A 16,188-nucleotide genomic window follows, 5' to 3' on the forward strand; every position below is an offset into this window, starting at 1 on the left:
TCTGTGCAATATCATTAAACAATAACAGATCAGTATTTTACTAAGTAAGGTAAAATAATTTACTTGAATATCAACATTGCAAATGAGAATAGCTATCTTTTGTATTTGTAGCATATATAATAGCGCCTTTGTTTTGTCCTCAGCTTTAAATAAAGGATTAATTAACTATGCAGGCACCTTTGCACAGTGCGCCATTCGATAAAATTAACGTTATTGCGCTTATAGTAAAAAGCGTAAGCAGTTATCGAGTGTTGGTATTTTTACGGTTTTTTATTGCCATCATTGGTGGCTATGCCTTTACGTCTGCAAGTACTGCTTTATTGTGCTTTTTAATGCCAATAGCTAAGCAAGACGCAGTACTGTTTAGTGTTTCAATCAGTATTTTAATTTATGCCGTCGTATTTATTTATGCCTTTAGTGTTAAATCATTAAAAACAGTGTGGATCAGTATTTTACTAAGTACAGGTACGTTCGCCGGGTTGCTTGCGTTGCTAAAGGATTGGGTATGAAAGACAGCTTTTTCAGATCAATGACTTGGTTACACACTTGGGTTGGATTACTTGTTTGTTGGTTATTATATTTAATATTTTTTGCCGGAACACTTAGCTTTTTTAGAGACGAAATAACGTTATGGAATCAACCTGCCATACATAATGTGCAAGCCCAAACACAGCGTATAGAAGCACAAAAACAACAAATAATTACCGGATTTGATTACCTAGCAAACCATGGAGCTAACTCACCAAGCTGGCGTATTACGTTGCCCGAGCCGCGTATTCCTTACCTAGTTTATGGCTATGCAAAACCAAAAGAACCTGGCCAGCGCCGCAGCCAGTTTGAAAACACACAGCTAAACCCTAATACCATGCAAGAGCTTGAGCCCTTTGTAGATACTAAAGGCGGTAACTTTTTTTATCGGCTGCACTATGACCTACATTATATGGATGTAATAACAGCACGCTGGATTGTATGCTTTGCTAGCTTTTTTATGCTGATTGCCATTATATCGGGCGTGGTTATTCATAAACGTATTTTTAAAGATATGTTTAGCTTTAGACGTAACAAAGGTAGCCGTACGTGGTTAGATGCCCATAATTTAAGCTCTGTGCTTGCCCTTCCTTTTCATTTAATGATTACTTACACGGGCATGATTACACTCATATTTATGTTGTTTCCCTATCCTGCGCAAACAGCTTACGATAACGGCATGCGTGGCTTTTTTAACGATGTAACCCCTCGCAATACTATGACCGATAAAGCCAAAGGCGAATCGTCAATGGTGCCGATTCAAAGTATTTTAGATCAGGTTTATACTAAGTGGCCTCATGCAGATATTACCCGTGTACAAGTCAATCAACCCAATATGGCAGCTTCAACAATTACCGTATTAGTAAGCGCAGGTAAAACACTACGTGACCAAGCACCACGCTTAATATTTAGTGGTGCTACAGGGCAAATGGTCGCTAAAACTGATGACGAACTAACTAATAGCAAAGCGCTTTACGAGTCACTAAATTCAATGCATACAGGCCGATTAGCTACGTGGTTATTGCGCTGGTTATACGTATTAGGCGGTATTGCAGGCTGTGTAATGATTGGCTCTGGTTGCATAATGTGGGCTAAACGAATTCGCGAGCGAACTAAAAATAACGTTAAACCTTCGTTTGGTTTAAAGCTAGTTGAAGGGTTAAACCTAGCCACGATTATGGGATTACCTCTGGCAACGTGTGCATTTTTTATTGCTAACAGACTACTTAGCCCAACAACTGCAGAGCGCGCCGATAAAGAAATACTCGCGTTCTTTTTAACATGGTTAGCAGTGGCTGTTATTGCCCTTTTAAAGCGCGATACACTGCAATGGCGAGTTATGGCTGCTATAAATACTGTTGCGTGCTTAAGCGTACCGGTTATTAATGCCCTTACAACCAACGGTAATATAGTTAGCTATTTGATGCACAAACAGTGGGCTTTATTTACTTTTGATGCACTGTTTTTATTGTTTAGTATATTGTTTTTTATACAAACCGAAAAATTACGTACTGCTAAAAACACCTCAAAAATAATTAGCCCTAGCCAATCTAATAATCTTAAAAGGAAAAAATCATGATTGATTTACTTGGTTTTAGTCTGTGTTTGTTTGGTTTTAATGGTTTTGCACTGGCTAAGTTTAATCATTTTAAAGATGTATTTAAAAAACGCCCTACAGAATCACAAAGTAAAAGCCTGTTATTTATTGCTTGGATCAGTATTTTACTAAGCTTAGTGCTTTGCGTAGCAACTCAAAGTGGTTATGGCGCGTTACTTTTTTGTGGGTTTATGTCACTAAGTGTACTGATTATAATGGTTTTTTATAATTTTTTAGTAGGCTACGTAAAGTGGTTTAGTGTTTTAAATAGCGTGTTAGTTGTACTAAGTGGGTTGTTTTTAGCATTAAACTAGCCTTAGTTAGTAAAAACGTGATCCGTTATTTTCCCATAAATTAGGCAAAAAAATGGCAAGCTATATAGCTTGCCAACAATAGGGGGATATTCAGTGTTCCTAATACTTACTGTCTCACTGTAAGTGCTAGCAATATAGCGTTTATATATTTAATTTACTTTACAGTTAGATGACGTTTTTATTACCACTTTAAAAGCGCATACAGCTAACTGTAAACCCCCTTTACATACTCTCTTGATTTACCCAAATTATTTCATCAGTAGCAAAGCCCAACTCTTTCGCTTTAGTTAAAAAGTGCTCTTTAAGCTCTTTGCTAACCGTTGGTGTACGTGATAGAAACCACAAGTAATCTTTGTTGTAACTGGTTATAAATGCATATTGGTAATCGCCTTGGTCAAGTTCAAAAATCACGTAAGCGCCATAAAATGGACCAAAAAATGACACTTTAAAATGCCCTGTATCGGTGTTTTCAACAAACTTAGCTAAGCCCTCAGCTTCATCCCACTTTTTATCATCCGTTAAATATCCTTTGTTAAGGACCTTAACTGTGCCGTCGTCGTTAATAGAATACGTAGCGGTAACTTGCTCCATACCTTCTTCAAATGAGTGATTGAGCCGCGCTATTTCAAACCATTTGCCTTTATACTTTTGTATATCAAAGTTTTTAACGGGTGTTATTCCCTCAGGAGGGCTGGTACAAGCACTAAGAAAAAATAGCCCAGTAATAAGTAAACCGTATTTTATAGCCTTCATGTAAGCTCCTTTTCAATTATGTAATTTATACTATTTCACAAGAATAAAATTTGCTATAGGATCATATTAATTCTAAAGCAATAAAAATGACCATAGCATGAAAATTTGGGTAGATGCAGACGCGTGTCCTGTCGTTATAAAAGAAATACTTTTTAGAGCGGCAGAGCGTATGAAAATCGACACTATTTTAGTGGCTAATCACGCAATGCGTATTCCGCCGTCAAAATACATAAGCCGCGTTCAAGTATCGTCAGGCTTTGATGTAGCCGATGATGAAATAGTGAAACGTATTGAAAAAGGCGATTTAGTTATTACTGGCGATATACCGCTGGCGAGTGAAGTAATTGATAACGGTGGGCAAGCGCTTAATCCACGTGGCGAGCTTTATACCACGGAGAATATTCGCTCAATACTTAACGTGCGCGACTTTATGGATACCATGCGCTCAAGTGGCGTAGAAATGAGTGGTGGGCCGCCTCCGCTTAGCCAAACCGACCGTCAAAATTTTGCTAATAATCTCGATCGTATTTTAGCGCAAAACAAGGCTAACTAACTTGAATACCCAATTAGTTGGCTTAGGCGATACGCAATTTAGCGTGGCAGTGTATGTAGCAAAAGCGCCGCCAATGCCGTTTTTTGAAACACTTCAATGCCTTGAACCGGTTATAAATGAGCAAATAAATACCATAAACCAGCACTGCGGTAATGGTTGGCGCAAAGTATTTAACGTGTACGCCAAAGTATTGTTTGCTCTACCAAGTGAGTATTACTCATTTGCTAAACAAGCGCCTACTTGGCAGCAATATCGCGATGAGTTTTTACTGCAAAAAAGTAGTAAAACCGCCCTGCTATTTAGCGCGCCTAATATTACTGTTACTTGTACAGATAAAGCTTCGAATAATAAAAACCAACTGCATATAATCGCAGGTCGTACGCACGCTAAAAGCTTACTCCAACAAGGTAAGCTTAATGCACAATTTGAGTGGCTCGACGACGAATTTGCAATAGATACAACCAACAACATTATTGTATGCCCGTATTTTGATTACAGGCAATTAAGTAATATAAAAATAGCTAGGCTTAGCGAGCTAGTTGCAAAACTAAAAAATAGTTAAAAGTAACTAAATGCAAACGTACTGAACAAAGGTAGTGGTGCTTAGCTTAAAAGCTGAATCTGCCACTTATAAAAAATATATTATTTGGATTTTAAATTATGACAGAAAAAGAAAAAATGCTATCTGGTCAGTATTATGACCCAAGTGACCCTGAGCTTATTGAATTACGATTAAAAGCTAGCTTAAAAACGGAAGCGCTAAACCAAACAAGCGTCATTAATTTGGATGAAAGAGCTCAAATTATACATGCGTTATTTGGCTCAACAGGAAAACAAGTTCATGTAGAGTCATCATTTAATTGTGATTATGGTTCAAATATTCATGTAGGTGAAAATTTTTATGCTAATTTTGGCTGCGTTATTTTAGACGCTGCGGAAGTTAATATTGGTAACAATTGCTTTATTGCGCCACAGGTTGGAATTTATACCGCTACACACCCTATAAACCCAATTGATAGAAGAAGTGGACTCGAATATGCAAAAACAATAACAATAGGAAATGATTGTTGGATTGGTGGTCATGCAGTCATAAATCCAGGCGTTACTTTAGGTAACAATGTAGTTGTTGCGTCGGGTGCTGTTGTTACAAAATCGTTTGGCGATAACGTTGTTATAGGTGGGAATCCTGCAAAAATAATAAAAATGATTGAAAGTTAATTTGCTCGATACAAAAACTAAGCGACTCTTTAAACTTACTCCTTTTATAGTATTTAATACCAATTCCATTAAGTATGTGATCTAAATTTTACGCCGAAAAAATAATTCAGTTCTAGGCGTAAATTGATGTAAATGGTTGTTCCCTTTGCGAAATTGACAACAAAGAAATGGGTTGTTTTAGCAAGTAAAATAGATCAGCTATTTATTGGAATGGTATAAGCTTAAACCAATCGCCAATAGAGCCTTAAAATTTGATCGGTGTTTGGGATATTGTCGAAAAAATAATAGTTAAACGAGATAGTAATTAAATTAAAAAACAGTTTGAAAATAGACTTACTTATTTGAATTGAATTAGGTTAATAGGAGCGACCATGGCCGGAATTTTAGAGTTAAACCAATTATTAAAATCAATGCAGCCAGAGCTTAAGCAAGGCGAGTATATTTTTTGTTGCTTGGCAGGAAAGCTCGCTGATTATATTCATTTAGAGCCACTTGCTACTTATGTAGAAGAAGAAGGGCTAACTCTTATATTAAAAGCTGAAACCGCCGACAAAGCAGGTATTACCTTTGAGAGTAAATATAATTTAATTACTCTTAACGTGCATTCGAGCCTTGAGGCAGTCGGTTTAACCGCTGCGGTATCTGCAAAGCTCACTGAGCATGGTATTAGTGCTAATGTGGTAGCTGCGTTTTATCACGACCACATTTTCGTACAAACAGATAAAGCACAAGCTGCTATGAAAGCACTTGGAGAGATTGGTTAAGGGTGTACATCAACAATAAATATATTTAGAAAAAGAGACGAAATAATATATGGATATAGCAAGCCACGCGAGCAAGTACATCGAATGGAAAGACACTTATAATTGGGATACATGTAAAGCGAATAGAAAAGAATTTGGACAATTTATTGCTCAGTTTCTTATATCAGAGAGTCGCGTAATTAACCTAAATGGTATTTCTCTGGTAAAACAGAGTTTATTAGACGCTTGTATGTAGAGCTTGCTCAACGTAACCATCCCGTTGTATATATTGATGTTTGGGAAAGTGACTTTTCAAATAATCCCCTTGCTGTTATTTGCAGCGAATTATTAGAGCAAATTGAGTATGTTTTTAAAGAAAAGGCTCCGAACGGAAAAGTTAAAGACAAGAAAAACGCTAAAGAAAAATTTAATGATTTAAAGAGTCGTTTAGGAGTTTGTTTAAAATACGCTGAGTCTGCTGTTTTGTTCTCAGGCGATCCTATTTCAATTGCAGCGACCAAAGCTGCATCCAAAGCAATTGAAGTGACTCCTAATTTTAATGCCTCGACACAATCGCAGAAGTACACTGAAACGATTCAAAAAAACCATATAGAATCTATTCAAGCAGTTAAAGATATAAAAGAATATTTAACCTATTTATCTGAACTAATTGAAATCATTTATGCTTTGAACATACCAATAGTTATTTTGATCGATGAACTGGACAGGTGCCGACCAAATTATGCGATCGAAGTTTTAGAGGTTATTAAGCACTTTTTTGAGACTAAGGGATGTACTTTTTTAGTTGCTACAAATACAGAAGTACTTGAGCACTCGGTTAAGTCAATATATGGGATTGATTTTGACGCTCAGCTCTATCTACGGCGGTTTTTCGACCGAAAAGTCAGCTTGCCAACAGTATCTTTGGTAGATTATTTACTTTCTAGAAATTTGGATTTTGATAAGTATAATAAAAAAAATGTATTACTTTATCCTTATGTTGTTAATCAGTTAAGTAATATAAATTTTTTTGCTAACTTATTTAAAATTAATAAAATTGAGTTAAGGGAAGTTGAACAAATCATAAATCGCTTTTTTGCAGCCTTAGATTATGCTGCAAAGCAATTAACAGCTTCTGATACTTTGATAAACACAGTTGTACTCATGGTAGGTCTAATAGAGCAGCACTTAGATAAACAAGTAGATAGAAATAATACAAGTAATATTCGTTTTACTATAGAGATTACTAACTCAGCTGTTGTAGGTGCTCCTTTGAGTTCATTCATAAAATCTATGTTTGACTGTGTGAGTATTACTCGCGGAATAAAATGTTTTTTAGAAAGTGGGCATACAATATTTCCCGAGCAGAGAAGTATGCTTCGAGTACAGTCGAAGAGTTTTTCGAATGCGCAGTCAGATGCAGGAAAAGATATAGCGAATATAATTTCAGAAATGATATCTTTTGAAAGCAATGGAAATTGTAATTATTGGATGTGGGATGATTATCAAAAAATAATTGAGCTATCTGGTCATATAGAATAATAAAAAGATCACTAGCATAAATCTGAGTAATGTTGATATTAGCTCGTCGGGTGGCGCTTCGCTTAACCGACCTACAAAAATACAAAAGCTGATATTGCTATAGAGCAACATCAGCTTTTTTGTGCACATTTGGACTATTTACGCAGTATTGTTTATCTACGGGCTCAAGCTTAATTTTACTTCCTGCATTTACCACTACGCATAGTGTATTTTTATTGAGTTTTTGTTTTAGAATAACCGTAAACTCGCCTTCGTTTGCAGCGTATAAATTATATTGATACGCATCGTTACCGCCTTCAAATAATGCGGTAAATAGTCCTCCGACTAACCCACCGATTATTGCTCCGCCTACCATTTCTTGGGTGTTACCATCTAAATTATCTACAAAGCCAAATCCAGCGCCTGCTGCTATGCCTGTGTCTACTTCTGATGAAAGCGTTACAGGTTGCATTGATTCTACCGAGGCGTAATAGCGTTTAATTATTTGATTTTGATTGTTACGGTCAACACCTTGTGATGCGCAACCCGAGAGGAGTAATACCACTATAAGATACTTTTTCATGCTGATTTCCCTTTTAATCATTTTAATAGGGAAATAATAAGTATCAGAGCATAAAAAATATGTGAGGACATTGTTTGTATCTGTCAGAAGTTGTAAGCGTGTGTAGTGAAATTAAACACACACTTTTTCACTCAACAATCAGCTTCGATACTACCCATTTATGAAGCGGGTTTTTACTGTAGCGCGGATGCCATGCGGCTATTACGTCAAACGGGGCTGGTAACTGTTGCAGCTCTATTTTTACTAGCTCTGAGCTTACTGCGCGTGAGGGTAAAAATGCAATAGAGTCGGTTGTTTCTAGGTACATCGGCACAATAGAAAAACACGGTGCCGACACCACTACGTTACGTGTTAAATCAAAGCTTTTAAACCAATCGTCAATAGACCCTTTAAAATTTGGACGCGAAGGCGAGGCAATAATACTTGGATAACTGGCGATTTCAGCAAGGCTTGGCTTAGTTCCTGCTATTGATGAATTCGGCGAGGTAACACAAATATGTTGCTCTTCAAACAATTTAATAATGGGATAAGTACTTGGGATATAGTCAGGAAATGCAATAGCAAGGTTTACTTTGCCGTTTTCCATTAAATCGTGCAGGCTGTCTATCTCGAAGTCTCTTATTATAAGCTTTAAATTTGGCGCTTGTGCCCGGAGTACTTTAACCAATGCTGGCAAAACGACTTGCTGTGCGTAGTCGGTAGCGGCTATTACAAACTCATCATTAACTGTTTTTGGGTCAAATATTTTAGGTGCTAATAATGCCTGAAAGTCGTTTAGGAGTTTGTCTATGTCTACCGACAACTCCTCTGCATAAGGTGTAGGCACAAAGCCAGTGGTTTTTCTCAAAAACAGCTGGTCGTCAAACACATCGCGTAACTTTTTTAGTTGCTCACTCACTGCTTGTTGGGTTAAGCCCAATTTACTTGCTGCTTTTGAGGCGTTCTTCTCGCGAATGAGCGCTTGGAAAATACGCAATTGTTTTATATCTAATCGGTCTAACTTGCTCATACTGCTGCCAGTGTTATTTAGTAATAATATTTAACTTATCACATAACCAAATTATCTTGTATCTCTTACATAAAAGGGTTGTTTCTAATTGTTAAAATACTCCCTTACTATGCTCCTACACACTAAAGTGAACAAATGATTGGAGCAAACAATGAAAACAGTAATATTAATAGGCGCACTAGGAAAAATGGGTCAAGCGGCATTAACCGGTTTATCTAAGCATAAAGTAATTACAGCGGGTCGTTCGGGCGATGTGGATCATATTGTTGATATTACCAGCGAGCAATCAATTACTGAGCTGTATGAAAAAGTAGGCCATTTTGATGCCGTAGTTAATACCGTAGGTTTATGTGAGTACGAAACGTTTGCAGATATGAGCGAAGCCCAGTGGATGAGCACTATTATGAGCAAAATGATGGGGCAAATTAACCTTGTACGCATTGGTCAAAAGTACATTGCCGATAGCGGTTCATTTACGCTAATTAGCGGTATTTTAAACGTTAAACCTATTCCGTTTGCGATTGCTGATGCAACAACTAGCGGCGCAATAGATACGTTTGCAAAATGCGTATCACTTGAAATGCCACGTGGCACACGTATTAATGTGGTTAACCCTACCGTACTTGAAGAAGCATGGGACGTATACGGCGAGATGATGCCAGGTTTTCAACCAGTACCAGGCAAGCTTGTAGGTAAAGCGTTTGAGCGCTCGGTTGATGGCTTTATTACTGGCGAAGTTATTTTTGTAGATGCATAACTACCCGCCATATTGGTGAGAGATGCTAGCAAACTAATAAGCGCTTTGTATTTACAGTAACTGCAAAGCGCTTTAAAACATATTTTAATAGGTGATGAAATGAAAAAGTTAATACCCGTATTTGCTATATTATTGGCTGCAGGTTGTGCCAACGTAGCCCCAAGCTCGCAATATGCTAGCGAGCCAGGTGCCGACTCTAATAAAGAATGTAAAACAATACCGCGCCATAAGCACACAGTTCAGTGGTGTAAGCCACATTCTTCTAAATAGATCGATAAATTAAACTACATACCCACTAAAACCTAGCGCTTTAAAATACAGCTTTGGAATACCAAATTTGCACTCGTTTAGCAGTTCGCTAAAACGCATTCTATCGAGTGGGTAAAACTCATTTTCTAGGTCGTGTCCCATTTGTGTTTTACCGGTTTCGGTTAAACCTAATTGCGCACATGTCGTAAGTTGGGCTTCGCGCTCAAACGTCGTTTCGGGGCGCATTAAATCAGCAATATAAAGGAGTGCATCTTTTTTAAGATTGCCCTTAATTGCTTTTAATAGCTGCTTTTTATCGCCATTGTCTTGTACAAAATGCATGACTAATAAACATAAAATGGCATCAGCTTTAACTGATAATTTATCAACAGGACCATTGTGAATCGTTACGCGGCTAGTTATGCCCTGCTCGTCAAATTGCTGCTTTGCAATTGCTAGCATATCGGCTGATGTATCTTGCGCGGTAAATTGCCATGTTGGGTTTAATGCAGCCAGTGCGAGCACTTCTTTACCTGTGCCTGCCCCTACTACTAAAACATGTGCATTGTCGCTTAGCGTTGCTTGTAGCTGTGCGTTAGTTAGTTGGTGTAATAACTCATAACCTGGGACTAAACGAGTAATGCGGCTATCGTATTGTGTTGCTTGTTCGCCTGTAAATGTTGGCATTTTTAAACTCCCTAATAGCTATATAACTTCAACTGTGGAATATCCACCTGGCTTTTTGGCTACATGCACTTGAGTGGCTACGCGCTCGCTCATTTGTGTTACGTGCGATATAACGCCTACTTTTCTACCTTGTGCTTGTAATGAATCAAGTGCGTCCATTGCAATGCTGAGGGTTTCGCTGTCTAACGTACCAAACCCTTCGTCAATAAACAAAGAATTGATTTGTACTTTGTTTGACGAAAGCGATGCTAAACCAAGTGCAAGCGCAAGTGATACTAAAAATGACTCCCCGCCCGAGAGCGTATTAACAGATCGTTGCTCGTCGGCCATGTCGCGGTCAATAATCGCAATGTCGAGCGTTTGTGCTATTGCCGTTAATTCGTAGCGTTTGTTGAGTGTTTTTAAATGGCTGTTGGCATAGTGCAGTAATATTTTTAACGTTTGCGTTTGCGCTAAGTTACGCATGGTTTTACCCGTTGCATCACCTAGTACTTTATTAAGCAAGTGCCACTGCTCAACCTGCGTTTTAAGCGTAGTTAACTCAGCTTGCTTACCTTCAAGCGCTTTTGCGTTTTGGTTGTGTTGCTCAATAGCGGTATTGGTTGCCAGTAATGAACTTTGCAGCTGCGTTTGTTGCTCGTTTAAGCTACTTAATTGGGTATTTAAAGCCTCTGCACTTTGCGTTGGTTTATCGCTACTGTTGTGTTTTTCAAGCGTAAGTTGCTGCTGTTTTAATGCGGCGTTTGCATCTGTTAGCGCTTGAGTTAACTGTTCGTGCTGAGTTAAATGCGCTTTAATAGTCTCGCTACTAAGCGTTAGTAAAATTTTGACCTGTTCGTGCGTTGCATTGCTAAATTGCGCTTTAAAGTCGCTAAACCACTCGTTATAACGTGCCTCAAGCGTTGCTAGCTCTTGGCTGTTTTCAAGTAAGCGTAGTTCTGCATTTTTAAGCGTTATAGCGTGCTCGTCTCGCTGCTTAATAGCATCGTCATGTGCTTTTTGACATGCTTGAACCAGCAATTGCTTTTGCTCTTGCTCGCTGACAAGTTTTGCTTGGTAGTCGTCTGCGCTTATTTGCTCGTTATTAAATAATGCTAAGCGCTCAGTTTGCACAGTGCTTAATAGCGCTTTAGCTTTTATGAGCTCTTCGTTGAGTGCTTTTAACGATTGTTCGTTGTTACATATAAGCGGGGTAAGTTGTTTTATTTGCTCATTAGCTGTGTCTTGACGTTTTTGGCTTTGCTCAAGTTGCGTTTGAGTGTGCTGGTACTGCGTAACCTGCTCGTGCAACTGGGTAAGCTCAAGCGTACTGGCTTGTAGTTGTCGCCAAAAATCACTGTTTTCAAATTGACTATTAAGCGTTGTATCCAGCTCGTTAATTTGCGCACTTAGTTCGCTATGCTTGCTCGTTATTTGGTTTTGCTGATGTGTAAGCTCAAGCTGTTTATTGCTAAGCTGCTGCTGTACTTGCTGCTCTGCTTTAAGTGCTGCTTGTAGCTCATTTACTTTGGTTTGCAGTGTACGCTGGCGTTTTTGTTGCTCAAAATACTGCGCTTTTTGCTCCGTTAACTGCTTATAAGTGACTTCAAGCTGATCAGGTGTTAAGTCGTTAAGCTCGTTACGTGCGCCTTGCATGGTATTTTTAATGTCGAGCTGTTTAGCTTTTGCTGTTTGTATTATTTGCTCAAGTTGTTTTTGCTCTGCGGTTAATACGGCATCTTGAGTTTGATGTTTATGCAGCTCGTTTTGTGCATGCTCAAATTGCTTTTTGGCGGTATTAAAAGCATTTTCAAAATCAGTAATTAAGTTATTTAATTGCTGATTTTGATTTACCGCGTACGGGTGCTCAGTGGCGCCGCATACTAAGCAAGGCTCATTAGGGCGAAGCTCAGTGCGTAAATGCTCTACGTTTTCGCTGGCTCTTAAACGCGCTTGATTAAGTGCGTACTCGGTGCTTTTAAGCGCTTGCTCACTGGTTATTAAATTTTGGTTAAGTAAAGCGTGAGCTTGCTGGCTTTCATTTAATTGCTGATTAAGTACTTGTTGGCGTTGCGTGCTTTGTTTTAGCTCTGCATTAAATTGCCCGTAACGCTCGCGCTGCTCTTTTAAGTAATCAATACTTTTTAGCTGTACATCACAATGCTCTGCATTAAACTCAGTCAGCTGGTTATTTAATACCTGTAATGCCGATTGATCATTATTAAGTAACGCCTCGCACTGCTGCACTTTATTATTTTGTGTATTTAAAAGCTCGTTCTGACTTGCAAGCTCGCTATTAAGAGTTTGGCTTTGCGTAACGTTTGCGGCTAATTGCTGCTGTGCACTTAAGTAGGTAGTAAAGCTTTGCTTATAATAACTCCAATCTTTTGCTAAAACATGCAGCTGCTCATGCTCATTAAGCCATTGCTGGCTTTTTGTAGAGTCGGTATTAGCGAGTTCTAACTCTTTACTGCTTTGCTTTAACTGCTGATTGAGCTCATCTAGCTGCGTTTGCTCTTTAGCTATTTGTGACTCAGTACCTTTTATACTTTGGCTTTGCAAAGCAATGTTGCTGTCGAGCTCGCGCGCTTTAGCGATAACGGGCGCTGCATTTTGTTTTTGCTCATTTGCGTTATTAAGCTGCTCGGTGTGTTTAGTAAGCGCGGTATTACACTCATTAATTACCGCTAAATGGTCAACACTTTTAAGCGTTGTAATTTGCTCATTTTGCGCCGTATTTTGATCTGTTAAAACAGTAAAGCGGCTGCGGTTGTCTTTTATTTCAAGCGCCTGTTTGGCTTGTTTAGCTTGCTCGCTTTGCTCAACGATACTTTCAAGCGCTGAACTTGCTTGTTGCTGCGTTTGCTGTGCTTGGAGTAAGTTTTGCTCAAGCACTGTTGCTTGCTGATACCAGCTAAGTGCTTTTTCGGTTTTGGTCAGCTCTTGTTTAGCGTGTTCGGTTTGCGTTTTTAAATCCGCTAACTTGGTTTGTTGTAGCTCAAGTTCTTCTGGTGTTAATAAGGTATAGCTTTCAAGGCCTGCTTTAAGCGCTTCAAGCTTTGCTACTTGCTCTTTATGGCGTTCAAAAATACGCACGCCAATACGGCTAAACTTATCGGTGCCTGTTAAGCACTCTAAAAGTTGCGCTCGCTCATCGCCAGTGGCTTTTAAAAACGCAGCAAACTCATGTTGCGCTAAAAGTACGGCACGGGAGAACTGCTCAAAGTTAAGCCCTATTTTACTCTCGACTTCTTTTATTGTGTGGCTTTTGTCTGCTATTAGGGTTTCGTCTGGTAGGGTTACTAAAGTGTGCTCTGCTACTTTAAGTTTGCCTGTTACTTTTTTATGGGTGCGTGAAATTGTATAGCGCGCACGATAAAGCTGTTTATCTTGCCCTAAAAAGTCAACCTCGGCGTAGCCTTCCCATGTACCTCTGCGCAGTAAGTTTCGCGCATCATTTAGCTTAATGCTGTCGCCGTTAAACTCTATTAAATTACCTTTATCGCCACGTAGCCGTGCTGTTTTTGTATAAAGCGCCAAACATATCGCATCTAAAAAGGTACTTTTACCTGCGCCGGTATCGCCTGTAATGGCAAATAAACCCGCGTCTTTTAATGGGGCTTTAGTAAAGTCTATTTCAGCGTCAACAATTGAGGCTAAGTTATGAATACGAACTGCGGTTATTTTCATAGTTGTTCTTGCTCCGTAAGCTCGTTTATTACATCACTTAAAAGTGCTTTTAGCTCATCGGGTACGCTTTGCCCTGCCATGTCTTTATCGTTTGCGAATGCTTGTTCTAATAGGTTTAATGGGTTGAGCATTTCAACTTCGCTTAAATCTTCAAATACGGTGTTGTCGTCATTGTTAGCTAATTGCTCACGTACACGTTCAATACCACAAAATTTAATATGCTTACCTTCAAGTGCTTGTTCTATTTGTTCTCTGAAGGTGGTGTCGGTATCGCTTGATTTAAGCTTTACACGTAAATAAGGCGCTACTGTATTTTGTGATGTGTCGAGTGCTTTAATTTGCTCGCACAGTTCACTTAATGGTACGCACTCCCCTTTTGGTAAAACAATTACATCGGCAGAGCGTGGAATGTAAAGGGGGTTTACAATTGTACTAATGTGTTGTTTTTCATCAGTAATAAACTCAACAATATTTATTTGGTGGGTGTAGTTACGCTCTGAAAACGACATTGGAATGGGTGTGCCGCTGTAGCGAATAACATCGCTTTTAGCAACTTGTTGCGCTTTGTGTAAATGCCCAAGGGCAACATAGTTAGCTTGTTTACCAAATACATTAGCTGAAATAGACTCTTCGCCGCCTATTACTAAGTTACGCTCAGAATCACTTGATATATCTCCGCCTTTAGCGTGTAAGTGCCCCATAACTATTAATGGTGAGTTTTGCTCATTTATATTAACAGCTTGATCTAGTGCAAGTTCGTAAGCTTTTGCAACGCCTTGTGCATAGCTAGAGCCGTTTTCAGTTTGGCTAAGTGAACTTACATCGCTTGCGCGTAAAAATGGCATAGCGACGATTACAGCGCGTTTACCATTAGTATTTATGGTAATAACAGTTTCATCGGGTGTTGCGACATCAAAGCGCCCTATTACGTGAGTATCAAACTGGGCTAGTAATGGCTGAGCTGCCAAAATACGATTTGCAGAGTCGTGGTTACCCGCAATAATCACTACATGTAATAGTGGGCATGCTTTTTTGGCATCTTTAATAAATTGATAAAGCTGATTTTCGGCGCTAGCACTTGGAGTCGCTGTATGATAAATGTCGCCAGCAACTAAAAGTAAGTCTATTTGTTGATCAACAAGAGTGGCTAATAGCCAGGTAAAAAAAGCTTGATGTTCAACACGGCGATCGTGTTCGTAAAATTGTTGGCCAAGGTGCCAATCTGAGGTGTGGAGGACTTTCATGTCGCGCTCTTAATAAAACCGTAAGAGCGCCAATATACCCAAGGCAGTTAAAGATGCAAGCCTAAGACCCGCATTACTTTAGGTTAAACTGTACCACGCTGAAAAAACAACCGGCAATGCTAAAAGTGCCATTAATAATGGGATTTTTAACGTTTTAGTTTGTTTTGCGTGTAGCGCCTTTAGTGCATTAGTTTCGTTGCACGCTGCTACTTTATCGATATAAAAATAACCCGAATCGAGATACTGCTTACAGTTATTCTCACTTGCTGGAATCGCAATTAGTTCTTGTTGTTTTTTTAGGATATAAAAATCCATAAGCCCACCGCATTTCTTGCTAGTAATCGATATTAATTTGAGGATAAATGTGACGAATTTATTTGCCTCAAATAAAAAGGTTGGCGATTTTAAATATAAACGGCACTAAAGATCAACCTAAAAATGCACTATTTTTAATTTATCGTACAAATAGTTAATATTACTGAAAACACAGCAATATTTGCGCCAATTAATAGCCACTTTTTACTGTGTTTTTGCTCAGTAGATAGGCGTTTAAGCGCATCTTGCTTATTACAACCCGATACCACATTTACATAGGAGTAATGGTTTGCTTGATAGCGCTCAAGTAATGCTTTTTTAGCAGGAATTGCTTCGAGCTGATGATCTTTTTTTACAATGTAAAATTTCATATCGTGCCCCTACAAATTGCGACTTACTTTTAATTTAAGCTATTACTATGAATTAGGCCTGAAAACCCTAAATTCAA

At 38.7% G+C, this 16,188-nt stretch carries 18 protein-coding genes; 10 read left to right on the plus strand and 8 right to left on the minus strand.

What is annotated here, in order from left to right; all coding sequences use genetic code 11:
• Nucleotides 1–167: 167 nt before the first annotated feature.
• The 3 genes from I6F49_RS12120 to I6F49_RS12130 are packed head-to-tail and all read left to right on the plus strand — an operon-like array spanning nt 168 to nt 2,439.
• Nucleotides 168–509 (plus strand): hypothetical protein, encoded by a 342-nt coding sequence (locus I6F49_RS12120; protein ID WP_197180716.1) that lies wholly within the window; start codon nt 168–170, stop codon nt 507–509.
• Entirely contained in the window at nt 506–2,107 is a 1,602-nt protein-coding gene (locus I6F49_RS12125) for a PepSY-associated TM helix domain-containing protein (RefSeq protein WP_197180718.1), read from the plus strand. The genes I6F49_RS12120 and I6F49_RS12125 overlap by 4 nt, the downstream gene beginning before the upstream one ends.
• Nucleotides 2,104–2,439 carry a DUF3325 domain-containing protein gene (locus I6F49_RS12130; protein WP_197180720.1) on the plus strand — a complete coding sequence of 112 codons (336 nt, stop codon included), beginning with the start codon at nt 2,104–2,106 and terminating at the stop codon, nt 2,437–2,439. Before I6F49_RS12125 ends, I6F49_RS12130 begins: the two co-directional genes overlap by 4 nt.
• 222 nt (nt 2,440–2,661) lie before the next feature.
• Here I6F49_RS12130 and I6F49_RS12135 read toward each other — a convergent pair whose 3' ends face one another.
• On the minus strand, nt 2,662–3,192 hold the full coding sequence (locus I6F49_RS12135; RefSeq protein ID WP_197180722.1) for a lipocalin family protein: 531 nt from the start codon (nt 3,190–3,192) through the stop codon (nt 2,662–2,664).
• Nucleotides 3,193–3,289: 97 nt separating this feature from the next.
• On the opposite strand from I6F49_RS12135, the gene I6F49_RS12140 reads away from it, so the two are divergent.
• The 5 genes from I6F49_RS12140 (at nt 3,290) to I6F49_RS12160 (ending at nt 7,248) form a co-directional block, all read left to right on the plus strand.
• The gene (locus tag I6F49_RS12140) at nt 3,290–3,745 is read left to right on the plus strand and encodes a YaiI/YqxD family protein (protein WP_165727905.1); all 456 of its coding nucleotides are present in this window, start codon (nt 3,290–3,292) and stop codon (nt 3,743–3,745) included.
• 1 nt (nt 3,746) lies between these two features.
• Nucleotides 3,747–4,307, plus strand: a complete 561-nt coding sequence (locus tag I6F49_RS12145; RefSeq protein WP_197180724.1) for a DUF6942 family protein — start codon at nt 3,747–3,749, stop codon at nt 4,305–4,307.
• Between the two features lie 98 nt (nt 4,308–4,405).
• A complete protein-coding gene (locus I6F49_RS12150; protein WP_231611834.1) occupies nt 4,406–4,963 on the plus strand; it encodes a sugar O-acetyltransferase in 558 nt (185 codons plus the stop codon).
• A 371-nt stretch (nt 4,964–5,334) separates the two neighbouring features.
• Entirely contained in the window at nt 5,335–5,727 is a 393-nt protein-coding gene (locus tag I6F49_RS12155) for an ACT domain-containing protein (protein ID WP_197119027.1), read from the plus strand.
• A 225-nt stretch (nt 5,728–5,952) separates the two neighbouring features.
• Nucleotides 5,953–7,248, plus strand: a complete 1,296-nt coding sequence (locus I6F49_RS12160) for a KAP family P-loop NTPase fold protein (protein WP_231615092.1) — start codon at nt 5,953–5,955, stop codon at nt 7,246–7,248.
• Between the two features lie 97 nt (nt 7,249–7,345).
• On the opposite strand, the gene I6F49_RS12165 is transcribed toward I6F49_RS12160, so the two are convergent.
• Together I6F49_RS12165 and I6F49_RS12170 are read right to left on the minus strand one after the other, a co-directional pair.
• A complete protein-coding gene (locus I6F49_RS12165) occupies nt 7,346–7,810 on the minus strand; it encodes a hypothetical protein (RefSeq protein WP_197180726.1) in 465 nt (154 codons plus the stop codon).
• A 127-nt stretch (nt 7,811–7,937) separates the two neighbouring features.
• On the minus strand, nt 7,938–8,819 hold the full coding sequence (locus tag I6F49_RS12170) for a LysR family transcriptional regulator (protein WP_197180728.1): 882 nt from the start codon (nt 8,817–8,819) through the stop codon (nt 7,938–7,940).
• Nucleotides 8,820–8,970: 151 nt separating this feature from the next.
• Here I6F49_RS12170 and I6F49_RS12175 point away from each other — a divergent pair, with 151 nt between their 5' ends.
• Together I6F49_RS12175 and I6F49_RS12180 are read left to right on the plus strand one after the other, a co-directional pair.
• Nucleotides 8,971–9,576 carry a short chain dehydrogenase gene (locus I6F49_RS12175; RefSeq protein WP_165727910.1) on the plus strand — a complete coding sequence of 202 codons (606 nt, stop codon included), beginning with the start codon at nt 8,971–8,973 and terminating at the stop codon, nt 9,574–9,576.
• A gap of 99 nt (nt 9,577–9,675) precedes the next feature.
• Nucleotides 9,676–9,846, plus strand: coding sequence for a hypothetical protein (locus I6F49_RS12180; RefSeq protein WP_165727911.1), 171 nt, complete (start codon nt 9,676–9,678; stop codon nt 9,844–9,846).
• 9 nt (nt 9,847–9,855) lie between these two features.
• Here I6F49_RS12180 and I6F49_RS12185 read toward each other — a convergent pair whose 3' ends face one another.
• From I6F49_RS12185 to I6F49_RS12205, 5 genes are all read right to left on the minus strand, one after another.
• On the minus strand, nt 9,856–10,512 hold the full coding sequence (locus tag I6F49_RS12185) for a class I SAM-dependent methyltransferase (protein WP_165727912.1): 657 nt from the start codon (nt 10,510–10,512) through the stop codon (nt 9,856–9,858).
• 18 nt (nt 10,513–10,530) lie between these two features.
• Entirely contained in the window at nt 10,531–14,181 is a 3,651-nt protein-coding gene (locus I6F49_RS12190; RefSeq protein WP_197180730.1) for an AAA family ATPase, read from the minus strand.
• On the minus strand, nt 14,178–15,425 hold the full coding sequence (locus I6F49_RS12195; RefSeq protein ID WP_197180732.1) for an exonuclease SbcCD subunit D C-terminal domain-containing protein: 1,248 nt from the start codon (nt 15,423–15,425) through the stop codon (nt 14,178–14,180). Before I6F49_RS12195 ends, I6F49_RS12190 begins: the two co-directional genes overlap by 4 nt.
• A 78-nt stretch (nt 15,426–15,503) precedes the next feature.
• A complete protein-coding gene (locus I6F49_RS12200) occupies nt 15,504–15,740 on the minus strand; it encodes a hypothetical protein (protein WP_002959190.1) in 237 nt (78 codons plus the stop codon).
• 134 nt (nt 15,741–15,874) lie between these two features.
• Entirely contained in the window at nt 15,875–16,111 is a 237-nt protein-coding gene (locus I6F49_RS12205) for a hypothetical protein (protein ID WP_166421454.1), read from the minus strand.
• Between the last annotated feature and the right edge of the window lie 77 nt (nt 16,112–16,188).

The organism is Pseudoalteromonas sp. SWN166, assembly GCF_015864485.1.
GTDB lineage: Bacteria > Pseudomonadota > Gammaproteobacteria > Enterobacterales > Alteromonadaceae > Pseudoalteromonas.

Coding starts and splice junctions, on each gene's coding strand:
- I6F49_RS12120 (WP_197180716.1), top strand. CDS start 168: ATGCAGGCACCTTTGCACAGTGCGCCATTCGATAAAATTAACGTTATT.
- I6F49_RS12125 (WP_197180718.1), top strand. CDS start 506: ATGAAAGACAGCTTTTTCAGATCAATGACTTGGTTACACACTTGGGTT.
- I6F49_RS12130 (WP_197180720.1), top strand. CDS start 2,104: ATGATTGATTTACTTGGTTTTAGTCTGTGTTTGTTTGGTTTTAATGGT.
- I6F49_RS12135 (WP_197180722.1), bottom strand. CDS start 3,192: ATGAAGGCTATAAAATACGGTTTACTTATTACTGGGCTATTTTTTCTT.
- I6F49_RS12140 (WP_165727905.1), top strand. CDS start 3,290: ATGAAAATTTGGGTAGATGCAGACGCGTGTCCTGTCGTTATAAAAGAA.
- I6F49_RS12150 (WP_231611834.1), top strand. CDS start 4,406: ATGACAGAAAAAGAAAAAATGCTATCTGGTCAGTATTATGACCCAAGT.
- I6F49_RS12155 (WP_197119027.1), top strand. CDS start 5,335: ATGGCCGGAATTTTAGAGTTAAACCAATTATTAAAATCAATGCAGCCA.
- I6F49_RS12165 (WP_197180726.1), bottom strand. CDS start 7,810: ATGAAAAAGTATCTTATAGTGGTATTACTCCTCTCGGGTTGCGCATCA.
- I6F49_RS12170 (WP_197180728.1), bottom strand. CDS start 8,819: ATGAGCAAGTTAGACCGATTAGATATAAAACAATTGCGTATTTTCCAA.
- I6F49_RS12175 (WP_165727910.1), top strand. CDS start 8,971: ATGAAAACAGTAATATTAATAGGCGCACTAGGAAAAATGGGTCAAGCG.
- I6F49_RS12180 (WP_165727911.1), top strand. CDS start 9,676: ATGAAAAAGTTAATACCCGTATTTGCTATATTATTGGCTGCAGGTTGT.
- I6F49_RS12185 (WP_165727912.1), bottom strand. CDS start 10,512: ATGCCAACATTTACAGGCGAACAAGCAACACAATACGATAGCCGCATT.
- I6F49_RS12190 (WP_197180730.1), bottom strand. CDS start 14,181: ATGAAAATAACCGCAGTTCGTATTCATAACTTAGCCTCAATTGTTGAC.
- I6F49_RS12195 (WP_197180732.1), bottom strand. CDS start 15,425: ATGAAAGTCCTCCACACCTCAGATTGGCACCTTGGCCAACAATTTTAC.
- I6F49_RS12200 (WP_002959190.1), bottom strand. CDS start 15,740: ATGGATTTTTATATCCTAAAAAAACAACAAGAACTAATTGCGATTCCA.
- I6F49_RS12205 (WP_166421454.1), bottom strand. CDS start 16,111: ATGAAATTTTACATTGTAAAAAAAGATCATCAGCTCGAAGCAATTCCT.